The organism is Pseudomonas sp. ICMP 10191 (genome assembly GCF_001467335.1).
Lineage (GTDB): Bacteria > Pseudomonadota > Gammaproteobacteria > Pseudomonadales > Pseudomonadaceae > Aquipseudomonas > Aquipseudomonas cerasi.
This window is the reverse complement of the sequence record NZ_LKGW01000046.1, coordinates 142,296-161,424: the sequence shown is the minus strand read 5'-3', so window position 1 is coordinate 161,424 and position 19,129 is coordinate 142,296. Positions and strand designations below refer to the sequence as shown.

Annotated in this window: 16 protein-coding genes; 8 read left to right on the top strand and 8 right to left on the bottom strand. The window is 58.5% G+C overall.

The features are described 5' to 3' along the window. Positions 1-204: 204 nt before the first annotated feature. On the bottom strand, positions 205-1,227 hold the full coding sequence (sohB, locus tag AO388_RS05730; RefSeq protein ID WP_058416172.1) for a protease SohB: 1,023 nt from the start codon (positions 1,225-1,227) through the stop codon (positions 205-207). Between the two features lie 205 nt (positions 1,228-1,432). On the opposite strand from sohB, the gene AO388_RS05725 reads away from it, so the two are divergent. The 6 genes from AO388_RS05725 to AO388_RS05700 all read left to right on the top strand — a co-directional run bounded on the left by AO388_RS05725 (position 1,433) and on the right by AO388_RS05700 (position 6,717). After that, positions 1,433-2,143 (top strand): histidine phosphatase family protein, encoded by a 711-nt coding sequence (locus AO388_RS05725; RefSeq protein WP_003369383.1) that lies wholly within the window; start codon positions 1,433-1,435, stop codon positions 2,141-2,143. Between the two features lie 55 nt (positions 2,144-2,198). Next, on the top strand, positions 2,199-2,516 hold the full coding sequence (locus AO388_RS05720; RefSeq protein ID WP_003369381.1) for an SCP2 sterol-binding domain-containing protein: 318 nt from the start codon (positions 2,199-2,201) through the stop codon (positions 2,514-2,516). A 214-nt stretch (positions 2,517-2,730) separates the two neighbouring features. Then, the gene (locus AO388_RS05715; protein WP_044308207.1) at positions 2,731-3,798 is read left to right on the top strand and encodes a phosphotransferase family protein; all 1,068 of its coding nucleotides are present in this window, start codon (positions 2,731-2,733) and stop codon (positions 3,796-3,798) included. Positions 3,799-3,825: 27 nt separating this feature from the next. After that, complete coding sequence (locus tag AO388_RS05710) at positions 3,826-4,593, top strand: SDR family oxidoreductase (protein WP_003434139.1); 768 nt, start codon at positions 3,826-3,828, stop codon at positions 4,591-4,593. 103 nt (positions 4,594-4,696) lie between these two features. Beyond that, on the top strand, positions 4,697-5,845 hold the full coding sequence (locus AO388_RS05705; RefSeq protein WP_058416171.1) for a Gfo/Idh/MocA family protein: 1,149 nt from the start codon (positions 4,697-4,699) through the stop codon (positions 5,843-5,845). Between the two features lie 92 nt (positions 5,846-5,937). After that, the gene (locus AO388_RS05700) at positions 5,938-6,717 is read left to right on the top strand and encodes a TSUP family transporter (RefSeq protein ID WP_003434141.1); all 780 of its coding nucleotides are present in this window, start codon (positions 5,938-5,940) and stop codon (positions 6,715-6,717) included. Here the strand turns inward: AO388_RS05700 and nudC are convergent. Both nudC and AO388_RS05690 read right to left on the bottom strand, forming a co-directional pair. Next, positions 6,685-7,521 (bottom strand): NAD(+) diphosphatase, encoded by an 837-nt coding sequence (nudC, locus tag AO388_RS05695; protein ID WP_003369368.1) that lies wholly within the window; start codon positions 7,519-7,521, stop codon positions 6,685-6,687. The genes AO388_RS05700 and nudC overlap by 33 nt on opposite strands. Positions 7,522-7,559: 38 nt before the next feature. Further along, positions 7,560-8,372, bottom strand: a complete 813-nt coding sequence (locus tag AO388_RS05690; protein WP_003369367.1) for a crotonase/enoyl-CoA hydratase family protein — start codon at positions 8,370-8,372, stop codon at positions 7,560-7,562. Between the two features lie 220 nt (positions 8,373-8,592). Here AO388_RS05690 and AO388_RS05685 point away from each other — a divergent pair, with 220 nt between their 5' ends. Both AO388_RS05685 and AO388_RS05680 read left to right on the top strand, forming a co-directional pair. Next, positions 8,593-10,077 carry an ATPase domain-containing protein gene (locus AO388_RS05685; protein ID WP_032609592.1) on the top strand — a complete coding sequence of 495 codons (1,485 nt, stop codon included), beginning with the start codon at positions 8,593-8,595 and terminating at the stop codon, positions 10,075-10,077. Further along, positions 10,074-12,098, top strand: coding sequence for a response regulator (locus AO388_RS05680; protein ID WP_003369363.1), 2,025 nt, complete (start codon positions 10,074-10,076; stop codon positions 12,096-12,098). The genes AO388_RS05685 and AO388_RS05680 overlap by 4 nt, the downstream gene beginning before the upstream one ends. A 69-nt stretch (positions 12,099-12,167) precedes the next feature. Here AO388_RS05680 and AO388_RS05675 read toward each other — a convergent pair whose 3' ends face one another. The 5 genes from AO388_RS05675 to AO388_RS05655 all read right to left on the bottom strand — a co-directional run bounded on the left by AO388_RS05675 (position 12,168) and on the right by AO388_RS05655 (position 18,822). After that, on the bottom strand, positions 12,168-12,545 hold the full coding sequence (locus tag AO388_RS05675; RefSeq protein ID WP_003318062.1) for a response regulator: 378 nt from the start codon (positions 12,543-12,545) through the stop codon (positions 12,168-12,170). 101 nt (positions 12,546-12,646) lie between these two features. Beyond that, on the bottom strand, positions 12,647-13,828 hold the full coding sequence (locus AO388_RS05670) for a hybrid sensor histidine kinase/response regulator (RefSeq protein ID WP_003434146.1): 1,182 nt from the start codon (positions 13,826-13,828) through the stop codon (positions 12,647-12,649). Further along, positions 13,822-14,436, bottom strand: coding sequence for a chemotaxis protein CheB (locus AO388_RS05665; RefSeq protein WP_003369357.1), 615 nt, complete (start codon positions 14,434-14,436; stop codon positions 13,822-13,824). The genes AO388_RS05670 and AO388_RS05665 overlap by 7 nt, the downstream gene beginning before the upstream one ends. Next, positions 14,433-15,254 carry a CheR family methyltransferase gene (locus AO388_RS05660; protein ID WP_046720287.1) on the bottom strand — a complete coding sequence of 274 codons (822 nt, stop codon included), beginning with the start codon at positions 15,252-15,254 and terminating at the stop codon, positions 14,433-14,435. The genes AO388_RS05665 and AO388_RS05660 overlap by 4 nt, the downstream gene beginning before the upstream one ends. 49 nt (positions 15,255-15,303) lie before the next feature. Beyond that, a complete protein-coding gene (locus tag AO388_RS05655; RefSeq protein WP_058416170.1) occupies positions 15,304-18,822 on the bottom strand; it encodes a response regulator in 3,519 nt (1,172 codons plus the stop codon). Positions 18,823-19,129: the final 307 nt, after the last annotated feature.

The window sequence follows — 19,129 nt, the reverse complement described above, 5'->3', positions numbered from 1 at the left end:
GTCACTAACGTCGCACTCTGCGTCGTCAGTGCCATCGTGGTTGAAAAGCACTTTAAAGCAAGTGGCTAAAGCACGGCTTAGATACTAATGACGATCGTGCCGACGCTCCGCGTCGGCATGCAGTTCGTGACGCTCTGCGTCACACAGCGGCTCTGTGATATCGGGTAACTTGAGGCTCGACTCAGGCCACCTTGCCATTCACACCTACCAGAACCGCTGCTGAGTCAAACGTCCCCACCACTTGGTGGCCAGTTGATCCGCTGAGGTGGCTGCCGCCATCCCCATGCGCTCTTGCAGGCTCTTGCGTTGCACGTAGTGCAGGTGGAACACGTCTGCATCCTTGGCTCGCTCGGCCAGGTACTCGTCACTGGTCTTGAGTTCATCGACCAGCAGCTTGTCGACCGCCGCCATGCCCAGCCATACCTCGCCCGTTGCTACTTCGTCGATGGACAATTGCGGGCGGTAGCTGGCAACGAAGTTCTTGAACAGGTCGTGGGTGATGTCCAGGTCCTGCTGGAATTTCTCGCGGCCCTTCTCAGTGTTTTCGCCAAACACGGTCAGGGTGCGCTTGTATTCACCCGCGGTCAGCACTTCGAAATCGATGTCGTGCTTCTTCAACAGGCGATTGACGTTGGGCAGTTGCGCCACCACACCAATGGACCCGAGGATGGCGAACGGTGCGCTGATGATCTTGTTGCCTATGCACGCCATCATGTAGCCGCCGCTGGCCGCGACCTTGTCGATGCACACGGTCAGCGGGATGCCCGCCTGACGAATGCGTGCCAGTTGCGAGGACGCCAAGCCGTAGCTGTGGACCATGCCGCCGCCGCTTTCCAGGCGCAGGACCACTTCATCCTTGTCGGTGGCCAGGGTCAGCAACGCGGTGATTTCATGACGCATGCTTTCAGTGGCCGATGCCTTGATGTCACCGTCGAAATCCAGCACGTAGACGCGAGCCTTGGGCTCGGCCTGCTGTTTCTCTTTCTTCAGCGCCTTGCCCTGCTCCTTGCGCAGCGTCTTGAGGCGCTCCTTGTCGAGCAATGATTGCTCAAGCCGTTCGCGCAGGCCCTTGTAGAAATCATTGAGCCGGGTGACCTGCAATTGACCGGAAGACTTGCGACGGCCTTTGCCACGCATGGACGCAATGGCAACCAGTACCACAACGATGGCGATCACCAGCGTCACGGTCTTGGCCAGAAAACTTGCGTAATCGACAACGAAATCCACGAATATCCCTCATTAGTGTCAGGCCCTTACCAATCAAGGGCTATGATGAATGCAGCATACCGACGCCCTGTGCAGTGCACCAGCCAATGACCCGTTACAAACCATTAAAACGATGATTTCAAACGAGCGTATGTTTTTTCATTGACAGTCCCCCGGCATCCCTCATAACCTCGGCGAACCTTCAACGTACCGAGAAGAAACGGACGTGGGCAGCATCTACCTGATACGACATGGCCAGGCCTCATTTGGTGCAGACAATTACGACGTGCTGTCGCCCGTGGGTATTCGTCAGTCTCAGGTATTGGGTGCCTACCTTGCCGAGCAGGGCCTGAGCTTCGATCGCTGCGTGTCCGGTGAACTCATGCGCCAGAAAGACACCGCCCAGCATGTGCTGGGCCAGTACACCGAAGCAGGCCTCGATACGCCTGCCGTGCAACTGGACAGCGCGTTCGATGAATTCGATGCCGAAGGCGTGATCAAGGCGTTGATACCGGCGATGCTCGAAGACGAACCACAGGCGCTGGATATTCTGCGCGACGTTGCCGCAAACCCTGCAGGGTTCCAGCGCCTGTTCAACCTGATTACCGGGCGCTGGCTGAGTGGCAATCACGACACACCGGGCCTGCAAAGCTGGCAGGCGTTCGTGGCCCGCGTCGAAGCAGGCCTGAAGCGGATTCTCCAGGCTGCCGGCCCGCATGAGCGTATCGCGGTATTCACCTCCGGCGGCACCATTACTGCCCTGCTGCATCTTATTACCGGAATGCCTGCATTGAAGGCACTGGAGCTTCACTGGCACATCGTCAATACGTCGTTGCATCAGCTTAAATTCAAAGGCAACGACGTGACCCTGGCTTCCTTCAACGGTTACACACATTTGCAACTGCTGAAGGCGCCGGAGCTCATCACCTATCGCTGAGCCCGGCCAATCGCGTCCTGTCGGACGCTGGCACTCACTCTAAAAGGATCACCTCATGACCTCAGTAGCAGACGCCGTACAGACAATGAAAGACAAGTTCAACCCAGCTGCTGCTGCCGGTCTGGACCTGGTCTTCGGCTTCAACATCACCGACGAAGACAAACACTACGCGCTGATCGTCAAGGACAGCACCTGCCAACTGGAGGAAGGCGAAAACCCTGACGCCAACGTGACCCTGGTCATGGACAGCCAGACCCTCAAGGGCATCGTCAGCGGCGAGACCGATGGCATGCAGGCGTTCATGGGTGGCAAGCTGCGTGCCGAAGGCGACATGATGCTGGCCATGAAGCTCAGCGAACTGTTCCCGGTATAAACCTGCCGCACACGGCAGACTGGACTACCTGAGACCGAAGCCCCGCCGGCTTCGGTTTTTTTATGCACGCACCTTTCTGTAGAACAGCGATCAGAGCTACTGATTGCCCGGCAACACGCTAGCCTATAAAGCGCCCATGCGCTTGATCGCGGATTGGACGATCATTAGATTAGTCAATAGTTTGCGCTGACCATAATAAACACAAGGGATACGTATGGCACTGACTGACCAGTCCACCGAGGTTCGCAGCGGCGAAGAACTGGACGCCTTCCGAATCGACGCGTATTTGAAGGCGCACATGGCGGATCTTCACGGCACGCCGGCGATCAGTCAGTTTCCGGGCGGTGCATCGAACCTGACCTATCTGCTTCAGTACCCTGAGCGGGAACTGGTACTGCGTCGTCCACCCTTCGGACACAAGGCGCGTTCGGCCCATGACATGGGCCGCGAGTACCGTATTCTCAATCAGCTCAAGGAAGCCTTTCCCTACTGTCCCGAGGCTTATCTGCACTGTACGGACGAGTCACTGATCGGCTCGGAGTTCTACGTCATGCAGCGCGTCAAAGGGGTTATCCTGCGCTCCGACCTGCCGCCGGAACTGGCGCTGGATGCCCGACAGACCGAACAGCTGTGCAAAAACTTCATCGACAAACTGGTAGACCTGCATCGCGTCGATTATCAGGCCTGTGGCCTGGGTGACCTCGGCAAGCCGCAAGGCTATGTGCAACGGCAGATTTCTGGCTGGTGCGAGCGCTATGAGAAAGCACTGACCCCGGACGCTCCGGCGTGGGAGCAGGTCAAACGCTGGCTGGTCGCCAAAATGCCTGCCGACTCCCCCACCTCAAGCATCGTGCACAACGACTACCGTTTCGACAATGTGATCCTCGACCCCGCCAACCCGATGCACATCATCGGCGTGCTGGACTGGGAGCTGACCACGCTCGGCGATCCGCTCATGGACCTGGGCAACACCCTCGCCTACTGGATACAGGCTGACGATCCGGCTCCGGTGCAACTGATGCGCCGCCAGCCGAGCAATGCGCCGGGGATGCTGACCCGCCAGGCTTTTGTCGACTATTACGCCGAGCGCGCCGGCGTGCGCATCGACAATTTCGATTTCTACTACACCTACGGCCTGTTCCGTCTGGCCGGTATCGTGCAACAGATCTATTACCGCTTTTTCCATGGCCAGACCCAGGACAAGCGCTTTGCCCAATTCATTCACATGAACAGGCTGCTGGAGCAGATGAGCCTGAGCGTAATCGAAAAATCCAGCCTCTGACCGCCAGCGCCAAGACAAGGAAATGACATGTCCAGAACCCAGCTCTTCGACCTTGATGGCAAGGTTGCCTTCGTTTCAGGTGCCAGCCGAGGAATCGGTGAAGCCATTGCCCGGCTACTGGCCCAGCAAGGCGCGCACGTTATCGTCTCGAGTCGCCGACTCGAGGGTTGCCAGGCGGTAGCGGACGCCATCGTCAGCGAGGGTGGCAAGGCAACAGCCATTGCCTGCCACATCGGTGAGCTGGAACAGATAACCCATGCATTTACGCAGATTCGTCAGCAGTTCGGGCGCTTGGATGTATTGGTCAACAACGCCGCCACCAATCCGCAGTTTTGCAACGTGCTGGATACGGATCCCGGGGCCTTCCAGAAGACCGTCGACGTCAATATTCGCGGTTACTTTTTCATGTCCGTGGAAGCTGGCAAGCTGATGCGCGAAAACGGCGGCGGCAGCATCATCAACGTGGCGTCCATCAACGCGGTATCGCCGGGCGCCTATCAAGGCGTCTATTCGATGACCAAGGCAGCCGTGGTCAACATGACCAAGGTGTTTGCCAAGGAGTGCGCTGAGTTCGGCATCCGTTGCAACGCCCTGCTTCCCGGTTTGACCGACACCAAGTTCGCATCGGCACTGGTCAAGAATGACGCGATCCTCAACATGGCGCTGTCGCAGATCCCGCTGAAACGCGTTGCCGCTCCCAGCGAGATGGCCGGCGCGGTGCTTTACCTTGCCAGCGAGGCCTCCAGCTATACCACTGGCGTCGCACTGAACGTCGACGGCGGCTTTTTATCCTGAAGCCCACTTGGCCCGCAGAAAAAAAGAAAATGAATTAATTTTCCAAAATTAAAATAATTGGAATATATTTTCCGCATAACAACAATCCTTTTTGGAGAATGTCATGCGGGAATCCCTTTCCACATCGCCTGCGCAACTGGGTATCGGACTGATCGGCACCGGCTTCATGGGCCGCGCTCATGCGCTGGCGTTTGGCAACGCCAACGCTGCGCTTGACCTGCCTGCACGTATACGACTCTCCGCGCTGGCGGACGCCGACAGTGCACGCGCCGAGCGATGCGCAAGCGCCTGGGGCTTCGACCGCAGCCACGCTGACTGGCAGCAATTGATCAATGATCCGCACGTAAAGATCGTGGCGATTACTACCCCCAATCACCTGCACTTCCCCATGGCCATGGCCGCCATCGCCGCAGGCAAGGCGGTGTATTGCGAAAAACCGCTGGCCGTGAATCTCGCCCAGGCCGATGAAATGCGCCGCAGTGCCAAGGCTGCGGGTGTCGTCACCCAGGTTGGCTACAACTACCAGCACAACCCGATGATCGGACTCGCCAGGGAAATGATCGAAGCCGGCGAACTGGGCGAGATCGTCAGCTTTCAGGGTGAGTTCAGTGAGGATTTCATGGGCGATCCGGCGTCCCCCTGGTCGTGGCGCTGTGAAGCGGCGCACGCGGGCGGTGCGCTGGCAGATCTGGGCAGCCACTTGCTGGCGATGGCGCGTCATTTGCTGGGCGACATCGAATCAGTCTGCGCCGACTCCAGCACCGTGCACCGTGAACGCCCGGCGAACAGCGGCAGCCAACAGATGCGCGCCATTGCAGTGGACGATCAGACCCACGCGCTACTGCGCTTTGCCAGTGGTGCGCGCGGGACGTTCAGCAGCAGCTGGCTCAAACACGGCTACAAAAACCACCTGAGTTTCGAGATCAGCGGCACCAAGGGCACGCTGGCGTTCGATCAAGAGCGGCTCAACGAGCTGCACCTCTACCGCACAGGCACAGCCGGACGCGATGGTTTTCAGCGACTGCTGGCCGGCCCTGCACAACCGGGTTACGCCGCGTTCTGCCCGGCCCCTGGTCACCAGTTGGGTTACAACGAGCTCAAGGCGCTCGAAGTACAAGCGCTCATCCAGGCCGTATGCGGTCAGCACAGGCGTGGCCCGGACTTCGAGGAAGCGTGGCAGATCGAGCGCCTGGCGACGGCCATTCGCGTGGCCGCAGCCGAGCAGCGCTGGGTCGCGCTCGCCGACATCTGACTTCCTGCAAGCGTTGCACAAGGGGTAGAATGAGCCACGTTCGGGCAGCCATTCTGCCCCCTTGCCGTCCTCGCCATAAGCCCCCTGCCACCATGCCCTTTGAACTCAGCGTCGACCTGACCACCCTCGCCATTCTTGCCGTGGTTGCTTTCATAGCGGGATTCATAGACGCCATCGCCGGTGGCGGCGGACTGCTGACCACCCCGGCGCTGATGACCGCCGGCCTGCCGCCGCATCTGGTGCTGGGCACCAACAAGCTCAGTTCGACCTTTGGTTCAGCGACGGCCAGCTTCACCTTCTACCGTCGCAAACTGTTCGATCCGCGCCAATGGCTGCATGCCGTGGTCGGCACTGCGATCGGTGCCGCGCTAGGCGCTGTGATTGCCCATTACCTGCCAGCCGAATGGCTGAACCAGATGTTGCCGGTGATCGTGTTCGGTTGCGGACTGTATTTGTTGTTTGGCGGCACGCCCAAGGCCCCTCTGGACAGCAACGCACCGATCAAAAGGAAATGGCAGCTTCCCCAGGGAGTGAGCCTGGGTTTCTACGACGGTGTTGCCGGACCGGGTACCGGCGCGTTCTGGACAGTCAGCACCCTGCTGCTCTACCCGGTTGATCTGGTCAAGGCCAGCGGCGTGGCGCGCAGCATGAACTTCGTCAGCAATGCCGTGGCGCTCTCGGTATTCATGTTTTCCGGCCAGGTGGATTACATCATCGGCCTGAGCATGGGCCTTGCGGTGATGCTCGGTGCCTACTTCGGTGCAGGCACCGCGATCAAGGGCGGTGCCAAATTCATCCGCCCGGTGTTCATCACCGTGGTTCTGGGCCTGACCGTGCGCCTAGCCTGGCAACACTGGTTCGGGGGCGCCTGAGCGCTCGGCCAGATACGCCTCGATCAGGTAGCGGGCAATCGACCGATTGGCCGGCAACGGCGGCAGGTCATCGACATGAAACCAGCGTGCGTCTTCAATCTCTTCTGCCTGGGGCACGATTTCACCGCTTTCGTATTCGGCATGGAACCCGAGCATCATCGAGTGCGGGAACGGCCAGCACTGGCTGCCGCGGTACTTCAGGTTCTTGATACGCACCTGCACCTCTTCCATCACCTCGCGATGCACGCAGTCTTCGGCAGATTCACCCGGCTCCACGAACCCGGCCAGTGCGCTGTACATACCGGTGACGAACCGCGGTGAGCGCGCCAGCAGGATTTCATCGCCACGGGTGACCAGCACAATCATGCTGGGCGAAATACGCGGGTACAGCCGCAGGTTGTCATGCTCGCAGAACATCGCACGTTCGCCGCGAATCTGCACCGTCGCACGACCGCAGGCACCGCAGAAACGGTGTTCCCTGGCCCATGTGCTGACTTGCGCGGCGTAGCCGAGCATCTGGAAAACAGCGAAGTCGCCTTCCAGCATGAATTGACGCAAGCCTTGCCAGGCGCAGCCCTCGACGGCAACCGAGCGTTCGAGCACCAGAAGGTAGACAGGCTCACCCTCGAAATAGCCTATGCCGTGCTCACTCTGCACCGGCAGGTCCAGCCCGTTCAGCCAGCCTCTGGGGAACATCACCCCATTGGCATCCAGCAAAAAACCCTGATCACCCTGAACCACAGCCAAACCGCCAGGGGCCTCGACATCCAGAACTGCAGTTGTCCAACGCTCCGGGCGCGACATTAGAAACTCCTTCGCTCAGACTCGAGCCTTGTCATGTATCAATTATCGAAGACCGGCTTCTGCTTGCTCATCTGCGCAGCCATCGCCAGCTTCAGGTCAGGTGATTGCAGCATGGCTGCGTTCCAGATGGCAACGTGTTCGAGGCCGTCTTCCACTCTGTGATCGCGCATGTAGCTGATCATTTGCTTGGTGCCTTCGATGGCGATGGGCGATTTGCCGGCTATTTCCCGAGCCACCGCCAGAACACCCTGCAACAGACCTTCAGTGTCCTCGAAGGTGCGATTGACCAACCCAATCCGTTGCGCCTCTTCAGCGCCGACGCTACGCCCGGTGTAGGCCAGTTCGCGCAGCACACCATCACCGATGATCCTCGGCAGGCGTTGCAGCGTGCCGACATCGGCGGCCATGCCCATGTCGATCTCGCGAATGGCGAACTGCGCGTCAGCCGCCGCATATCGCATGTCACACGCAGAAATCAGGTCGATGGCACCGCCCAGGCAGTAGCCTTGAATGGCGGCAAGAACCGGTTTGCGGCAATTGTCCACGGCCGTGAACGAGGCTTGCATGTCGCGGATCTTGCGCCGCAACAGACGTGCATTGCGCCCTGCGTCCTTACCCAACTGGCTGGCGACCGAAGCCAGCAATGCCAGATCGATGCCGGACGAAAAGTGCTTGCCTGCACCGCTGAGCACCACAACGCGCACCTCGTCGGTACGCTCTATCCAGTCGAAGATGTCGATTATCTCCGTCCAGAACGACTCGTTCATCGCGTTGAGTTTTTCAGGCCGGTTGATTTGTACGTGAGCAACGCTGTCGCCCAGCTCGACCCGGAAACTTTGATAATCGGTCACGACGTGATCCCTCAAGCAGGTGGGTGTTCAGGCGCAGGACTATAACAACTGCAACAGACACATCGTAACCGGACTGAAGTGACATTTGCAGGACCCGAAAACTACCCGCCCGGCTATATTGGATATGGATGTTCCCCTCAAATAGGGGGAACGGTCGCAGTACCTGACGGTCCAGTAATGAGGCATTAACAAAACCTGTACGGTTATCAGAGGGCGATACTTGAATACGTCAAAAGCGGCAACCGGCATTGAAGGCCTGGATGACATCCTTGCAGGAGGTCTTTCACGCAGTCATGTGTTTCTTCTTGAGGGAGAACCCGGAACCGGCAAGACAACCGTGGCGCTGCATTTTCTGCAGGCCGGGGCGGCAGCGGGCGAAATCTCGTTGTATATCACTCTGTCCGAGACTGAAAGCGAGTTGCGCTCGGGTGCAGCCTCGCACGGATGGCAGCTCGACGAACATATCAATATCTTTGAACTGACACCGCCTGAAAGCCTGCTCGATGCGGATCATCATCAAAGCCTGCTCTACTCCTCTGACCTGGAGCTGGGTGAGGCGACGCGGCAGATATTCGAGGTGGTCGAGCGTGTCAAACCTACTCGCGTCGTCATCGACAGCCTCTCGGAAATCCGTCTTCTGGCGCAGAGTTCGTTGCGCTACAGGCGCCAGATTCTGGCCATCAAGCATTATTTCACCCGCTACAACGCGACAGTGCTGCTGCTCGATGACCTGACCACCGAGGCACTCGACAAGACCGTGCACAGCGTTGCCCACGGGGTGATTCGCCTTGAGGCACTGACACCTACTTACGGTGCCGAGCGCAGGCGTCTCAAAATCGTCAAGTACCGCGGTCAGAAGTATCGCGGTGGTTTTCACGACTTCACCATTGCCGAGAATGGCATACACGTCTTTCCTCGCCTGGTAGCCGCCGAACACCGTTCCAATTACTCGCGCACTCAATTGAGCAGCGGAATCCAGGAGCTGGATAACCTGCTCGGAGGCGGCATCGAAGGTGGCTCCAGCACCCTGATTCTTGGCCCGGCCGGGACCGGGAAATCGCTCATCTCGCTGGTTTTCGCCGTGCAGGCGGTCGCACGCGGCGAGCGCGTCGGTCTGTTCATATTCGATGAGGAAATGGGCCTGCTGTTCGAGCGCATGCTCAAGCTGGGGATCGACCTGCGTGCACTGCAGGAAACCGGCAATCTGGTGGTAGAGCAGATCGACGCCGCAGAGCTGTCCCCTGGCGAGTTCGCACACCGTGTGCGGCGTGCAGTCGATAAAAAGCAGATAAAGACCGTTGTCATCGACAGTATCAACGGTTACCAGGCTGCAATGCCTGAAGAAAGCGCGCTGGTTCTGCACATGCACGAGCTGCTGCTCTACCTCAATCGCCAGGGCGCCTCGACCTTCATGACCGTTGCGCAGCACGGACTGGTCGGCGATATGCGCTCGCCAGTAGACATCACCTACCTTGCCGACAGTGTGATTCTGTTGCGTTACTTTGAAGCATTGGGTCAGGTACGCCGTGCGATATCGGTCATCAAGAAACGCACCGGCACTCACGAATCCACAATCCGTGAGTACCGCATCAGTTCCAGCGGATTGAAAATAGGCGAACCGCTGGAGGCCTTTCAGGGTGTACTGCGCGGTGTGCCGTCGTACATGGGCGACAAGAAACCGCTGCTTGAGGATGACGACCTGTGAGTACCCCAGGTCTGTTATCAGAGCGCGCGATCATTCTCGCCCCACGCGGGCGGGACAGTCAGATCGCCATGCGTATTCTCGACGAAGCAGGTTACCCCGCGACGGTCGCCCGTGACGTGCCCGAACTGGTCAGAGAGCTGGGGGCCGGTGCCGGTCTGGCGATCATCGCCGACGAGGCACTGCGCAACACTGATATGACCCCATTGCTGGAGCTGCTTGGCCGTCAGCCGCCCTGGTCGGACTTGCCTATCGTCTTGCTGACCCACGGACCTGATCACAACCCCTCTGCGCGCATGGGTAATCTATTGGGCAACGTGACCTTTCTCGAGCGCCCTTTCCATCCGGTGACGTTGGTGAGTCTGGTGATGACAGCGGTGCGCGGCCGTAGACGCCAGTATGAAGCTCGCGCGCGCATGGAGGATCTGCACGAAAGTGAAGGCCGCCTGCAGAATGCCCTGAAGGCCGGCAGGCTGGGCTCATGGGTTCTGGAGGCCGAATATCTCAAACTGACCTGTTCGGACATCACCAAAAGTCACTACGGCCGCGACGAGCAGAACACCTTCGGTTACGACGACTGGCTGGCCGCCGTTTATTTCGAAGACCAGCCCCGAATGCAATCGGCGTTGCAGCGCAGCCTGGACACCGGTGTCGATCTGATCATCGAATACCGGAATATCTGGCCGGACGGCTCACTCAACTGGGTGGATGTGCGCGCCCGTGCCACGCGCGGCAAGAACGGCCTGGTCGGCTCACTGGCGGGCGTGACATCCGACATCACCGAGCGCAAGCAGGCCGAGTCGCAATTGCGCCGCCTCAATGAAACGCTCGAGCAACAGGTTGAAGAGCGAACCTCGCAGCTACGTCACAAAGAGGAAATTCTGCGCCAGTCACAGAAAATGGAGGCAGTCGGCCAGTTGACCGGCGGGATTGCCCATGACTTCAACAACATGCTGACAGGGATCATCGGCAGCCTCGAGTTGATAAGACGCCGGCTGGCGCGTGGGCGTGTCGAGGACCTGAACGGCCTGATCGATCTGGGGGTCACCTCGGCAAACCGCGCCGCCGCCCTGACCCATCGTCTGCTGGCCTTCTCACGGCGTCAGTCGCTGGACTCCAAGCCGGTCGAAATGAATCATCTGGTCAACGCCATGGATGAACTGCTACAACGCAGCGTTAACGAGAGCATTCATTTGCAGCTGCGCCTGGCACACGATCTGTGGACCGCAGAGGCCGACCCCAATCAGTTGGAGAGCGCCCTGCTCAATCTGGTACTCAACGCCCGCGACGCCATGCCTGACGGCGGCACGCTGGTGGTCGAGACGTTCAACCAGCAACTGGACAGATCCTTCACCAATGCCCATGAGAACCTGCTGCCGGGTGACTACGTCGTACTGAGCGTCAGCGACAATGGCTGTGGCATGCCTGAAACCGTCATCAGTCGAGCGTTCGACCCGTTCTTCACCACCAAACCCATCGGCCAGGGCACGGGGCTGGGTCTTTCGATGATCTACGGCTTCAGCAAGCAATCGCATGGCCACGTCCTGATCAAGAGCGAAGTCGGCGTCGGCACTACCGTACAACTGTTTCTGCCGCGCTTTCAGGGACTGGCGGATGAGGCCGAGCAAAGCTTCCAGAGCAATGCCGTTTACGCCGAGAACGGCGAGACGGTACTGATCGTTGAGGACGACCCTGCCGTGCGCGCGCTGGTCAGTGAAGTGCTTGGCGAGCTGGGCTACACCTTTATCGAGGCTGGCGAGGCAGCGGACGCAGTACCCATACTGGAATCCGGACGGCGTATCGATCTATTGATCAGCGATGTAGGCCTGCCAGGCATGAACGGCAGGCAACTGGCGGACATCGCGAGGCAACTGCGACCGGAACTCAAGGTGTTGTTCATCACCGGTTATGCAGAACATGCGGCGGTGCGCGGGGGCTTTCTGGACACAGGAATGCAATTGATCACCAAACCCTTTGCGTTCGATCACCTGACGTCAAAAGTACGGGAAATGATAGAAGCCTGAGCAAGACTCAGGCTTCAGGCAGCGCAGATTTATCGGATTGCCCGCTCACTCGTCGGGCAGGCAGGCCGCTCAAGCCAGTAGTTTCTGGATCTGGGTGTGCAGGGTGTCCATGGTGAAGGGCTTGGCGAGAATAGGCGCCTTCAGCGCGATGGGGCTGCCCGAATCGAGTATCTCTGCCGGGTAGCCGCTGATGAAAATCACCTTCAACTCGGGCCGCAGCATGATCGCAGGCTCGGCAATCTGTACGCCCGAGACGCCGCCCGGCAGCCGATAATCGGTGATCATCAGGTCGAGATGGGGTTTGGTCGCCAGAATCTCGAAAGCCTGCTCGCCGTTCTCGGCTTTCAGGACACGATAACCCTCACCCGACAGATAATCGGCCAGAAGCATCAGGATCAGGGGCTCGTCTTCGACGATTAGTACGACGTTTTCTGCATCAGCGCTCATTGAACTGCCTTTGATCTTATAAATAGCTGCCATTACGACCACGGCACGCGTGGGAGGTTGCGCCAACGTGTGATTAAACTTGATCGCCGGAGGCGGCGACCTTACAGAGGCAGACAGATACGAAACACCGAACCCTTGCCCTCTTCACTCTCCACTTCGATGCGACCGCCGTGAGCCATGACGATCTGATCGGAAATGAACAGCCCAAGACCCAGCCCGGCAACAGCGTGATTAGTCGACACCCGCTCGAACTGCTGAAAGATGCGCTTCTGGTTTTCGGCCGTAATGCCAATACCTTGATCCCTCACTTCAATGAAGGCCTCGCTGTCCTTGCTGTACACATGCACTTCTATCGGCTTTCGCGCGCCGTAGCGCAGCGCGTTGGTCAACAGGTTGGCAACCACCTGCTCAATGCGGAACTCATCCCAGACGCCTATTACCGGCTGCTCGGCGAACCGGGTGATCGTGGAATTGGCGGCGGCGATCTGCGCGGCAAAACTTTCCAGCAGTTGAGTGACCAGCTCGCTCAGGTCGAACGGACTCGGCCTGATCGACAGCTTACCGGTACGAATCCTCGATACATCGAGCATGTCTTCGATCAGGCGGATAAGGCTCTGAATCTGCCGCTCATCGCGATCGACCATGGCGCGTAACTTTTCCATGGTAAACGCCGCTGCGTTGTCCTTGGCCAGGTGCAGCTTGCGCAGCTGGGTCTCCAGAATCAGGCCGTTGAGCGGCGTGCGCACCTCGTGAGAGACGATGGACATGAAGTCATCACGCATACGAATCGCATGCTCCAGCTCGCTCTGGGTCGACTGCAGACGCTTGAGCAAGGCCTCCTGCTCCTGGCGACTGCGCTCAAGTTCCTCGACTTGTATCTTCATGGCCTTGCGCTGCCGGTAAAGATCGACGAACACATTGACCTTGCTCTTCACCGCGTGAATATCCAGCGGCTTGTGCAGGAAGTCCACGGCACCGCTTTCATAACCCTTGAAGGCGTAATTCAGCTCACGTCCGGCGGCACTGACGAAGACGATTGGAATGCTTTTGGTCTTTTCCGTGCTGCGCATCATCTCGGCCAGCTCGAAGCCGTTCATCCCGGGCATCTGCACGTCGAGGATGGCCATGGCGAATTCGTGCTGCAGCAGCAGTGACAGCGCCTCATCGGCAGACAGCGCCTTGTAGACGATTCGATCACCGCGCTTGATCAGCGCTTCGAGCGCCAGCAGGTTTTCCGGCAAATCATCGACGATAAGCAGTTTTGCCTGAATTTCACTTAACATGCGGTTCGTTCCAGCTCGACCAGCAAGCGGCCAATATCGTTCAGGGAAAGGAGGTAATCGGGCGAGTGCAGCGCCAGGCCAGCTTCAGGCATGGTAGAAGCCTGGGCCTGCGAGGGGTCCTGAATCACCGTGAAACCACCGTACGTCTTGATCTGCAGCAACCCGTTCGCACCGTCATTATTGGCACCGGTCAACAGCACCCCGGCCAGTCGCGACCCATAGGCATCAGCAGCCGAACCGAACAGAATGTCGATACTGGGCCTTGAATAAAACACTTTGTCCTCCTGACTCAACGACAGGGAAAAGTCGGACTCCACCGAGACGTGATAGCCCGCTGGCGCAACATACAAAGTGCCGGGCACTATGCTCTCCTTGTCGTCGGCTTCCTTGACCGGAATCGCCAGACGGTTCTGAAACACATTGGCCAACTGGCTATGCCGGTCATCAGGCAAATGCAGAACCATCAGGATAGGCAACGCAAAACCCTTGCGCAGGCCGCTGAATATTTTCAGCAAGGCTTCCACGCCGCCGGCCGATGCGCCGACCACAATGGCATCGACCACGGGCAACGAGTGACTCAAGGCGTCATCGCCAAACGTGGTTTTCATGATTTCCGGTAAATCCGCTCGGGTTTCACCAGCGCCTCGAAAGCGCCCCCGTACGCTGAGAATTCCAGCGTCTCCTTGCTGCCCAACGCCAGAAAACCACGATGACACAGCGAGTCATGAAACAGCCCGAACGCTCGATCCTGGAGCTTTTTGTTGAAATAAATCAGTACGTTACGACACGAAATAAATTGCGTTTCGGAGAACACACTATCTGTGGCCAGACTGTGATCGGCAAACGTGACGTTCTCGCACAGCGTCTTGTCGAAGATCGCGTAGTCATAGGCGGACGTGTAGTACTCGGCAAAATCGCGCTGCCCTCCCGCCTTTCGATAGTTCTCGGCGTAGGCCCGCACGTTGTCCATGGAAAAGATGCCCTGCTTGGCCTTCTCCAGCGAGCTGGGATTGATATCGGTCGCGTAAATGATGGTTCGCTCCAGCAGCCCCTCTTCACGCAACAGAATAGCCGTGGAATAAACCTCCTCGCCCGTGCTGCAGCCGGCAATCCATACCTTGAGTGACGGGTAGGTACGCAGCACCGGTACGACCTCATTACGGATTGCCAGGAAGTGCGAGGGATCACGGAACATCTCACTGACCGGGATAGTGAGAATCTGCAGCAATTGCATGAACGCCGCAGGGTCGTGGATCACACGTTCCTGCAGCGCGGAGATGGTTGCACAATCGAACTGGCGCAACGCATGGATCACGCGGCGCTTGACCGAAGCGCCGGAGTAGTCACGAAAGTCGTAGCTGTATTGAAGGTAAATCGCCTCGATCAGCAGGCGCAACTCGATGTCCATGCTTCGATCAAGCTGCATGGTGCCGCCCGGGCTTGCCATTGCAGACGCCCCTCCGCTGAAGCCTCATTCAGATACGCTCCATCTTCGGCAGCCAGACGCGAATCAGCGAAAACAGACGATCCAGATCAATGGGCTTGGCCAAGTAATCGTTGGAACCCGCCTGCAGACAACGCTCCTGATCATCCTTCATGGCCTTGGCCGTGACGGCGATGATCGGCAGCTTGCGCCAGCGCGGGTCCTTGCGGATCTCGATGGTCGCTTCAAAACCATCCATTTCAGGCATCATCACGTCCATCAGGACCAGATCGATGTCTTCCACCTCATTGAGCCTGGCAATCGCCTCCAGACCATTGCGGGCGATTTCCACGACCGCACCCTTATGTTCAAGGGCGCTGGTCAGCGCAAAGATATTGCGCACATCGTCGTCGACCACGAGGATCTTGCGCGCCTCGAAGACCTTGTCACGGCTACGTGCGGTCTTGAGCATCTTTTGCCGTTCGTTGGACAGTTGCGACTCGACCTTGTGCAGGAACAGCGTGACCTCATCGAGCAGCCTTTCAGGCGAGCGCGCACCCTTGATAATGATCGAGCGCGAATACTTCATCAGCTCGGCTTCTTCATCGCGGGTCATGTTGCGGCCGGTATAGACAATCACCGGCGGGAAGGCGCAGATGTCTTCCATCGACATGCGCTTGAGCAATTCATTGCCGAGCATGTCCGGAAGCTTGAGATCAATGATCATGCAGTCATAGACATGGTCGCGCAGCAGGTCCAGCGCCTCCTGGGCAAAGCCTACCGCAGTGATTTCAATATCGTCATCACCGATCAGGCGCGCGATGCTATCACGCTGCAACGCATCGTCTTCGACCAAAAGGATACGTTTGACCTTTTGCGTCAGCTTGGCTTCCAGCTTGGCGAACACGTCCTTGAGCTCTTCACGTGTGGTCGGCTTGACCGCGTAGCCAATCGCACCCATATGCAAGGCGGCTTCCTGGCGATCCTCGACCGAGATCACGTGTACGGGAATGTGCCGGGTGGGCGCCAGTTCCTTGAGACGCTGCAGCACGGTCAGGCCCGAATGATCCGGCAGGCGCATGTCCAGCAGAATGGCGTCAGGCGTGTAGCGGGACGCCAGGTTGAAGCCATCGTCAGCAGCATGCGCGACCAGACAGTCGTAGCCCAGCTCGTGGGCCAGGTCGTAGAGAATCTGGGCGAATCGCACTTCGTCTTCGATCACCAGGATGCAACGACGCTCGAAGGGCGCCTTGTCCCGGTCGTCGGCAAATACCGGCACCGGCGTATCCATCGGCACGGGTGCCTGTACCGGCTGCGGGATGACCGGAAGCGCAGCCACAGACAGCGGCAGCGCAGCAGGCGCTGGTGAGATGAGCAGATCGCTGTCCGGCTCGCGGCCGTCTTGTTCGACGTATTGCTCCGGCAGCACGAGGCTGAAAATACTGCCCTGCCCCGGTGCGCTGGTCACACTGATCGATCCGCCCAGCAATGCCGCCAGATCACGCGAAATCGACAGACCCAATCCGGTGCCGCCATAACGTCGGTTGGTGGTGCCGTCTGCCTGACGGAACGCTTCAAAAATGCCCTGCTGGTGCTCCTCGGCGATGCCGATGCCCGAATCACGCACGATGAACGCGATACCCGCGCCCGGATGACGCGAAACCACCATGCTGACCGAGCCGGTTTCAGTGAACTTGATCGCGTTGGACAGCAGGTTCTTGAGGATCTGCTCAAGACGCTGGCGATCCGTGAACAGCATGGTAGGCGCACCGGCCTGGATGTCGACGGTAAACGCGAGCTTCTTTTCGGCGGCCAGCGGCTGAAAGAGCGTCCGCAGACCTTCGACCAGTCGGGGTACGCTGCTGTTTTCCGGGCGCACTTCCAGCTTGCCGGCCTCGACCTTGGAAATATCCAGAATGTCGTTGATCAGATTCAGCAGGTCATTGCCCGCCGAATAGATCGACTCGGCAAACTTGACCTGTTCGGCGGTCAGGTTCTCGCCCGGGTTCTCCGCCAGCAGTTTGGCGAGGATCAGTGAGCTGTTGAGCGGCGTGCGCAGCTCGTGGGACATATTGGCGAGGAACTCGGACTTGTACTTGCTGGCGCGCTGCAGTTCGTCTGCCCGCGCCTGCAACTCGGCCTGAGCAATATTCAGTTCTTCATTGTTGCGATCCAGCGCATCGCGCTGCTCGGCCAGTGCCTGACTCTGGTCGGCGAGTTGCTCGTTGGTCTGCTCCAGCTCAGCCTGCTGGGTCTCCAGATGGACCTGGGACTCCTTGAGGATGCGCGATTGCTCCTCCAGCTCTTCGTTGGCCGTACGCAGTTCTTCCTGCTGCACCTGAAGTTCTTCGTTGAGCTGCTGGGTCTCGGCCAGCACCTCCTGCAGACGCTGGCGATAACGGGCGGCTTCGATGGACGTACCGATGTTGTCCGCCACCAGCTCAAGAAACTCGATATCGCGCTCGGTCAGGGTGCGCAGAAAGCCCAGTTCGATCACGCCGTTGACCTGATCGTCATTGCTGGTCGGCACCACCACCACGCTGCGCGGCGAGCCATCGCCCAGGCCGGAGGCGACCTTGAAGTAGTTATCCGGCAGTTCATCCAGCGTAATGATGCGGTCCTGCTGGGCTGCCTGCCCCACAATGCCTTCGTCACTGTGAATGGTCTGATCCTGCTGCTCCTGTTCGCGGGAGAAACCATACGAGGCAACTCGCGTGAGGCCGCCGTGGTCCTGGCGGATGTAGACAGCGGCCACCGACGCGCCCAGGTGTTGGGTCAGAAACTGGAGGATATTCCGGCCCAGCATGTTCAGCGTCAATTGCCCCAGGACCTGCTCGGCCAGCTCGCTCTGACCATTGCGCAGCCAGGCCACCTTCTGCAGTCGCTCGGCATTGACTTCCTGCAGTCTGAGGTTTTCGCTGTAAGTGTTCGACAGCGACATCAGATCCCGGCGACCGATATAGGCCAGAATTGCGCTGACAATCACCACGAATATCAGATAAAGGGTGACGGAAAGAATGGTACTGCGCGTGACTTCCGCATTGCGGGTCAGGCGCAGTTGCTGCTCCATTTCCACGGCCTGATCGTATTCGGTGCGGATCTGATCGGTAATTCGCTTGCCACGTCCGGCCAGCACCGGCGTCTGATAATCGGCGTTGGTGCGCCGCAACGTAATCATCTCCTGGGCGAACGCATTCCACTCCTGCTGCAACGTGGCCAGACGCCTGAACCGATCCAGTTGCGTGGGGTTGTCTTCTACCAGTTCCTCCAGCCCCTGCAACTCGGCGAGCAACAGCGGCTTGGCGACTTCATAGGGATCGAGAAAATGCTGATCACCGGTGAGCAGGAAACCGCGCATGCCGGTTTCCATGTCTATCGACAGTTTCATTGAGCGGTTGGTGTTGTTGATCACCCGGTCAGTGTGCTCGACCCACTGTATTGCAGTGAGCAGATAACTGATCAGCAGAATGAAGAAAACTGCGCTCAATACACCGACGCCCAGGGGCAAGCCAACGTTACGCCCCAGCAATTTTCGAAAGCGTTGTTCATCGACAACAGACGTCCGATTCATGAAATATCCCTGACGAGTGGATCAAAACCGTAGAGTTTGCCGTAAACCTACGAAAAACACTCTTATTTCTGACATAGAGGATTGAAATTTCACACATAAATGCGCGATAAGCTCACGCCTGTATTCATTAATGACGCCAACCCGTGAGCCGCCCTGTCGATTTACGGTATTTGTGCCTCGATTGAACTTCCACCCGGTTTTTATTTACTGATACAGGGACTGTATCAACAGCGGACAGGCCCTCGCTCGGTTACCCTGAGTTGACGGGAAAGGATGCGTAAAATTCCACACTGTCTGCACCATCGCC